At 68.0% G+C, this 6,434-nt stretch carries 5 protein-coding genes and 1 pseudogene; 2 read left to right on the top strand and 4 right to left on the bottom strand.

The genetic code is table 11. The annotated features are described in order from the left end of the window. Positions 1–1,156: type III secretion system outer membrane ring subunit SctC (sctC, locus tag HV783_RS29020; RefSeq protein ID WP_175190329.1), on the top strand; the 1,156-nt coding region annotated here is incomplete at its 5' end. 11 nt (positions 1,157–1,167) lie between these two features. Here sctC and HV783_RS29015 read toward each other — a convergent pair. The 4 genes from HV783_RS29015 to HV783_RS29000 all read right to left on the bottom strand — a co-directional run bounded on the left by HV783_RS29015 (position 1,168) and on the right by HV783_RS29000 (position 5,904). Continuing rightward, the gene (locus HV783_RS29015) at positions 1,168–1,734 is read right to left on the bottom strand and encodes an RNA polymerase sigma factor (RefSeq protein ID WP_231132988.1); all 567 of its coding nucleotides are present in this window, start codon (positions 1,732–1,734) and stop codon (positions 1,168–1,170) included. 251 nt (positions 1,735–1,985) lie between these two features. Next, positions 1,986–2,558 carry a BspR family type III secretion system anti-sigma factor gene (locus tag HV783_RS29010; protein WP_064526194.1) on the bottom strand — a complete coding sequence of 191 codons (573 nt, stop codon included), beginning with the start codon at positions 2,556–2,558 and terminating at the stop codon, positions 1,986–1,988. A gap of 158 nt (positions 2,559–2,716) precedes the next feature. Then, positions 2,717–3,904 (bottom strand): ABC transporter substrate-binding protein, encoded by a 1,188-nt coding sequence (locus HV783_RS29005; RefSeq protein WP_054503483.1) that lies wholly within the window; start codon positions 3,902–3,904, stop codon positions 2,717–2,719. Next, positions 3,901–5,904 carry a SpoIIE family protein phosphatase gene (locus HV783_RS29000; RefSeq protein ID WP_064526191.1) on the bottom strand — a complete coding sequence of 668 codons (2,004 nt, stop codon included), beginning with the start codon at positions 5,902–5,904 and terminating at the stop codon, positions 3,901–3,903. The genes HV783_RS29005 and HV783_RS29000 overlap by 4 nt, the downstream gene beginning before the upstream one ends. Before the next feature lie 109 nt (positions 5,905–6,013). On the opposite strand from HV783_RS29000, the pseudogene HV783_RS28995 reads away from it, so the two are divergent. Beyond that, positions 6,014–6,434: pseudogene (locus tag HV783_RS28995) on the top strand (MFS transporter); the annotation flags it as partial.

Genomic DNA, 6,434 nt, shown 5'->3' with positions numbered 1-6,434 from the left:
CCAGCCGGCCGCGCCCGCCAGCGCGGGCAAGACGGGCCTGCGCCTGCGCGAGCCCACCGTGCAGGCCGATGCGCGCCTGAACGCCATCATCGTGCAGGACATCCCGGACCGCATTCCCATCTACCGCAGCCTGATCGAGCAACTCGACCTGCCCAGCACGCTGGTCGAGATCGAGGCCATGATCGTGGACGTCAACTCCGACCTTGTCAGCGAGCTGGGCGTGACCTGGGGCGCGCGCGCCGGCTCCACCACCTTCGGCTATGGCAACCTGGGCCTGAGCCCCAGCGGCGGCCTGCCGTTGGAAAGCGGCGCGGCGCTGTCGCCCGGCACCATCGGCGTGAGCGTGGGCAACACCCTGGCCGCGCGATTGCGGGCGCTGCAGACCAAGGGCCAGGCCAACATCCTGTCGCAGCCGTCGATCCTGACGGCCGACAACCTGGGCGCCATGATCGACCTGTCGGATACCTTCTATATCCAGACCCGTGGCGAGCGCGTGGCCACCGTGACGCCGGTGACCGTGGGCACGTCGCTGCGCGTGACGCCGCGCCATATCGAATCGAAGAACGGCGCGCGCGTCGAACTGACCGTGGATATCGAGGACGGCCGCATCCAGGAAGAACGCCAGATCGACAACCTGCCCACGGTCCGCAAGAGCAACATCAGCACGCTGGCCATCGTCGGCAACGACCAGACGCTGCTGATCGGCGGCTACAACAGCAGCCAGAATTCCGAGCAGGTCGACAAGGTGCCGATCCTGGGCGACATCCCGGGCCTGGGGCTACTGTTCTCCAACAAGTCCAAGACCGTGCAGCGGCGCGAGCGCCTGTTCCTGATCCGCCCCAAGGTGGTCGCGATCAACGGCGAAGTGGTGGCCACGCCCGGCGCGGCCGGCACCGGCCCGATGCTCAACGCCACCTGGGGTGGCGACCGCATGACGGCGGGCCAATACCTCGACCTGGTGCAGGGCCAGCGCACCCGCATCGTGTTCGGGCCGAACGTGGAGCTGCGCCGCAGCAGCGGCCCGGTGCGCGCCTCGGAATGGCTGGATGGCACGCCGACGGCCACGCCGGTGCTCGAAGGCAAATCGAACGCGCAGCAGGGGCCGGTGATACAGGTCGAGCCGGTGGCGGCGCCGGGAACGGGCAGGGCGCCATAGTGGCGGGCGGCTCAGTCGTCGAGCCGCAGTCCCTTATGGGCCAGCTTGTCGCGCAGCGCCGCGCGTGCGCGAGACAGGCGACTGCGCACGGTGCCGACGGGCACCGTCAGCAGGGCCGCGGCGTCTTCGTACGAGATTTCGTCGATGCCGACCATGAGCAGGATGTCGCGCATGTTCTCGGGTAGCTCGTCCAGCGATTCCTGCAGCAACGCCAGGGTCTGGCTCTGCTCGAGCGCGCGGTCGGGCGGCAGATCGCCGCTGGCGTGCTCGGCCAGCACGCTGTCGCTGACGAAATCGTGGCGCCGCTCCGGCGCGCGCGACAGGTAGTTGCGCACCAGGTTGAGCGCGATGCCATAGAGCCAGGAGGACAGTTGCGATTCGCCGCGAAAGCTGCGGTAGGATCGGGCCGCTTCGACAAAGGCCTGTTGGGCCAGGTCTTCGGCCTCGGTGGTGTTGCCGATGTGCTTGATGATGAAGCGCTGCAGCCGGGTGGAGTGTTCCCGCACCAGGTCGCGCAACAGGTATTCCTCGCCCGTGTCCCACCCCTGCCCTTCGCCGTCAGCGCGAATGGGCGGCAAATCCGCTTCCGGGGAAGCGGCTGTGCAATCGCTGGGGTTGGTCATGGGAGGCGAAAAGAAACGTGTATGAAGCTACAAGTTACTACCGGCGTGCCGCGAATTATCGCAGCTTACGCGTGTCACAATATTTCGAAAATCGAAATCTTGCGGCAAAAATCGCGTTTTTGATGTCAGAAATGTAAAAACAAGTAAGCAGCGCGCGGCATGATTCCGCATGCCGGAATCCGGGGGGCGGCGGTCTGGCGCCGGCCTTAGCCGGCCTTGAGCATGTCGCGCAGCCAGGCGGCGGCGGTGCCCAGGGAGACCGGGCTCTGGCCGGACTGGGCGGCTTGGTCGAAGCGGGCCTGCATGGCCTGGTCCAGCGAGCTGCGGCGGGCGGCGTCGAGGCTGGCGGGCGCCACGCCCGCGTCGGCACAGGCTTGCTGGAAGGCGGGCGCGCCGCTGGTGGCGGACAAGGCCAGACGCGTGAGGAAATCGACGCCCGACAGCGCGTCGCGCGAGGTCTGCGCCATGTCGAGCGCCTGCGCGACGGTGCGCGCGGACAGTGGCTTGCCGGGGTTGGGTTCCAGGCCGAGTTCGCGCGACACCGCGCTGGCGATGCCCTGGCCAAAGGTGCGGGCCAGCGCCTGCGCGAACATTTCGGTGGTGTCGACATTGGGCGCCACCCATGCCACGCTGCGCCCGCCGGGCGTGGCGCCCACGCCCAGGACCTGGAGTCTTTCGCCCGCGACGTCGACATACACGTCCTGCCCGCTCTCCGCCGCCTTGGCGAAGGCTTCGAGAGAGAGGAACGGCGATGAAGGGGTAACCGATGAAATTGTCATGCAGCCAATAAATCCGGCGTGTCCGAGATCGGGCCCATGGGAGATTCAATAGCCCCTGTGGTTGAGTAACCCGGTTGGCGCTTTAGTTCCCTCGCCACGGCACGTAGCCGGATTTTATGCCATTGCGCGGATTCCGGCCTTGGAGTGGCAACAGGGCGTTACCGGGCCTCGTAGACTTCGTCGGCCGCCAGCAGGATATCCACGGGCGGATCGAAGCCGATGACGCGCGCGGTTTGCAGGTTCAGCGCGATCTTGGCTGGGTCGATCCAGACCTGGCTCAGCTCGCGCGCCTTGGCGCCGTTGAAGATGCGCGCCATGGTCTCGGCATAGAACAGCCCGACGTACGAGTAGTCCGCCTGGGCCAGGCTCAGCAGCAGTCCGTGCTTGACCTCTTCCGAGCCCAGCATCGAGAAGCTGGGCACGCGCGCCTGCCGCAGTATTTCGGCCACCGTATCGATCGACACCGGCGTCACGCCGCGGTGCACCGTGACATAGGCCGCGTCGATCTTCGGCGCCAGCTTGGCATAGCATTCGAGCGCGTTGCGGGTCGCGGCCTCGGGCGCGATGCCGTTGGACGGCGCGTTGCAGGTCAGCACCTCGAAGCCCTGCTCGCGCGCCACCTGCTCGACCGCGTCGACGGCGCTGTAGGTGCGGCCTTCAGGGCTGTCTTCGTAGACCAGGCCGAGCCGTTTGAACGGCACGATTTCGTGGAACAGCCGGACCTGCCGCTGATAGCGCTCGGGCTGCACGCGGGCGTGCAGATTGTCCAGCCCGCTGTCCTGCGCCGAGCGGGTGATGCGGGCGCCGACCGCGTCGCTGGTCGAGGCGACGATCGTCGGGACCGGCGCGCCCATGCCCGCCATGTCCTGGCCGGCCCACGTGCCCATGGCGATGATCAGGTCGATGTCCTTCTTTTCCTCCAGCCGCTGCTTGATCGCGGCGCGCACCGCCGGCCGCTGCGCGGCGTCGAAGTTGCCAGGCTGCCACCAGGCGTCGCGCACGAATTCGAGCGTGTCGCTGCGGGCGTTGTCGGCCAGGTATTCCCACATCTGCTTGCCATTCAGGCCGTCGGGAATGGTCGGCACGGTGATCCAGCCCAGCTTCTGCAGGCCGTCCACGGTAACCCGCAGCGTGCGGGGGTATTCGCTGTAGTCGCCGCTCTCGAAATAGCCGATGCGCCATTTCTTGCCGTCGGGACGCGGCACCGGCTTGGTGGGAAAGACCTGGGGCGCGGCGGCCGCGCCTGCCGTGGGTTGGCTGGCCGGGGGCGATGCCGCCTGGGCCAGGCTCGCGGCGGGCGCCAGCAGGGCCAGGCTCAGCAATAAGGTGGGCAACGAGGTCTTCATGGGCGGCGGATCACGATCAAAGTGATGTCATCGGATTGTTCCGCGCCGTCGGCAAAGGCCTGCACGTCTTCCAGCAGACGCTTGGCGAGATTGGCCGCCGGCACGGGGGGATTGGACAGCACGGCCAGCAGGCGCGGATCGCCATACTGCGCATTCTGCGGGTTGACGGCCTCGGTGATGCCATCCGTGTAGCCCACCAGCATTTCGCCCGGCGCCAGCACCGTCGACAGGCAGCGGTAGGTCAGGTCTTCCTGCACGCCGCAGGCCGGGCCGCTGCGGCCTTCCAGCAGCCGCACCACGCCGTCCGCGCCCACCACCGCGGGCGGCAGGTGGCCGGCGTTGGCCCACTTCAGTTCGCCCGTGGTCATGTCGAGCACGCCGATCAGCAGCGTGACGAACATCATGTTCGGGTTGTTCTCGGACAGGCGGTTGTTGATCTTCTGCATGATCAACGCCGGGTCGGTCTCGTCCTCGGCGGTGGCGCGGATCAGGGTGCGGGTCACGGCCATGAACAGCGCCGCCGGCACGCCCTTGTCCGACACGTCGCCGATGGCCAGGCACAGCCGGCCGTCGGGCAGCGTGAAGTAGTCGTAGAGGTCGCCGCCCACTTCCTTGGCCGGCAGCATCACGGCGTTCAGGTCGATCTGCTCGCGCGTAATGGGCGACAGCGGCACCGGCAGCAGGCCGAGCTGGATCGCGCGGGCGATGTTCAGCTCGCTCTCGAAGCGCTCGCGCGCGGTGGTCTCGCGCATCAGGCGGGCGACGTTCTCGCGCAACTTGCGGTCCATGAACAGGAACGACGCCGCCAGCCGGCCCACTTCGTCCTTGTGTTTGTCGGGCAGGGCGGCGATGTGGGCGGGCACGGCCGATGCCGCGGTCAGGTCCTGTTCGGGCAGCAGCCGCGCGTAGTGGGTCAGCGTTTCCAGCGGCCGCACGATCCGCGCGGCCACGAGCCACGCGCACACCAGCGCCACCAGCATCATGCCGACGAAGATCAGCGCCTGGCGGTTGAGCAGTTCGCGCGCCGGGGCGGTCAGGTCGCTCTCGGGCACCACCGCCACGACGGTCCAGCCCAGCGGGGCGAAGCGCGCGCTGTCGATCTGCCAGGGGCCGTCGCCGCCCTCGAAGCGCAGGCTCTGCAGCTTGCCGCCGCCATCCTGGCGCGCCAGCAGCGCGCGCAGGGTCTCGCCGCTGCCGTCCTTGGCGTCCAGCAAGCCGGCGCGCGCCTCGGGCGGCGGCACGATCATGCGGCCGTCGTCGGCGGCGATGAAGATGAAGCCGGACTGCGCCAGGGTCAGTTTCGACAAGGTGTCGCGCACCGAATTCTCCAACTGCTCGCGGCGCGTCTGGATCTGCTCGATCACGTCCTGGGCGCTGTCGGAAATGGCGAACACCCAGTTCCAGGGGCGGAAATAACCGAAATACGCATAGCGCGTCTCGCCATCGCCGCGCTGCGCCGACGGCGGCCAGCGGTAGATCGCGAAGCCGTAGCCGGACGTGCGGCTCTCTTCCAGCAGCGCCTGCGCCAGCGGCCGGTTCTTGAAGTCGGACAGCGACGACAGGTCGCGGTCGATCATGTCGGGATTGCCGCTGGCCAGCACCTGGAAGTCGGCGTCGTAGACGAAGGCGTAGCGGCGGTCGTCGAGCTTGAGGTGGTTGATCCAGGCGCGCGCCATGCCCTTGGCGGCGCCGGGCGTCATGATGCCGCGCTCGGCCAGGTCGGCATAGGTGCCGAGCGCCGCGGCCACCACGGTGCCGCTCTGCATCAGTTGGCGCCGGCCGCTGCGCACGGTGGAGATCTTGTCGGCCAGCAGCGCGCCCCAGCGGGCCTCGGCGTCGCGCAGTACCAGTTCCATGACGTTGCTGACGGCGTGGCGCTCGCTGTTCATCACCGTGCGGGTGACGTTGCGCTGCGAGGTCAGCATCACGAATGCCGCCACCGCCAGGAGCAGCGCTACGACCAGTAGAAAAATCTTGCTACGGAGCGAGCGCAACGACATGGGGGCGATAGGCGGCGGATGAGGTAAGGGCGTGAAATAGGATGCAATTTGCATTAATTGTAAATACCATTAGTGCCCGTGTGTAAATACTTTGCGACGGCGTGGCCCCATGCGTAGCGAACCAATACAAGTAGTGCTCGATGGGTTGCGTCGTCGCCCGGTACTGGAAGTCACTCTGGCCTGTCTGGCCGTGCTGCTGCTGGCGCAGGCACTGATCGGCGCGCTGAGCCTGTCGGCGTTGAACCGGCTGGTGGTGGACACCACCGCCGACCGCGTCGAAGTGGTGGCGCGCCGCGTCGCCGGCAATATCGAGAACGGCCTGCGCCTGGGCAAGCCGCTGGAACAGTATTTCGGCCTGCGCGACACCTTGCATGACGGGGTCGCGCGCTCGCGCGGCGTGCAGGGCGCGGCGGTGCTGCTGGCCGACGGCCAGGCCGTGGCCGCCGAGGGCGAGCTGCCCGAAGACGCCACGCAACTGGCGCGCACGCTCGACGCCGGCGGGCCGCTGGCCGCGGGCCTGGCGCGTCGCG

Source organism: Achromobacter dolens, assembly GCF_902859745.1.
GTDB lineage: Bacteria > Pseudomonadota > Gammaproteobacteria > Burkholderiales > Burkholderiaceae_B > Achromobacter > Achromobacter dolens.
The sequence above is the reverse complement of the archived record's forward strand: the minus strand, read 5'-3'. Positions and strand labels throughout refer to the sequence as shown.

Bases quoted from the DNA above. Each gene is read 5' to 3' on its own strand.
- HV783_RS29000 (WP_064526191.1), bottom strand. From the start codon at position 5,904: ATGTCGTTGCGCTCGCTCCGTAGCAAGATTTTTCTACTGGTCGTAGCG.
- HV783_RS29005 (WP_054503483.1), bottom strand. From the start codon at position 3,904: ATGAAGACCTCGTTGCCCACCTTATTGCTGAGCCTGGCCCTGCTGGCG.
- HV783_RS29010 (WP_064526194.1), bottom strand. From the start codon at position 2,558: ATGACAATTTCATCGGTTACCCCTTCATCGCCGTTCCTCTCTCTCGAA.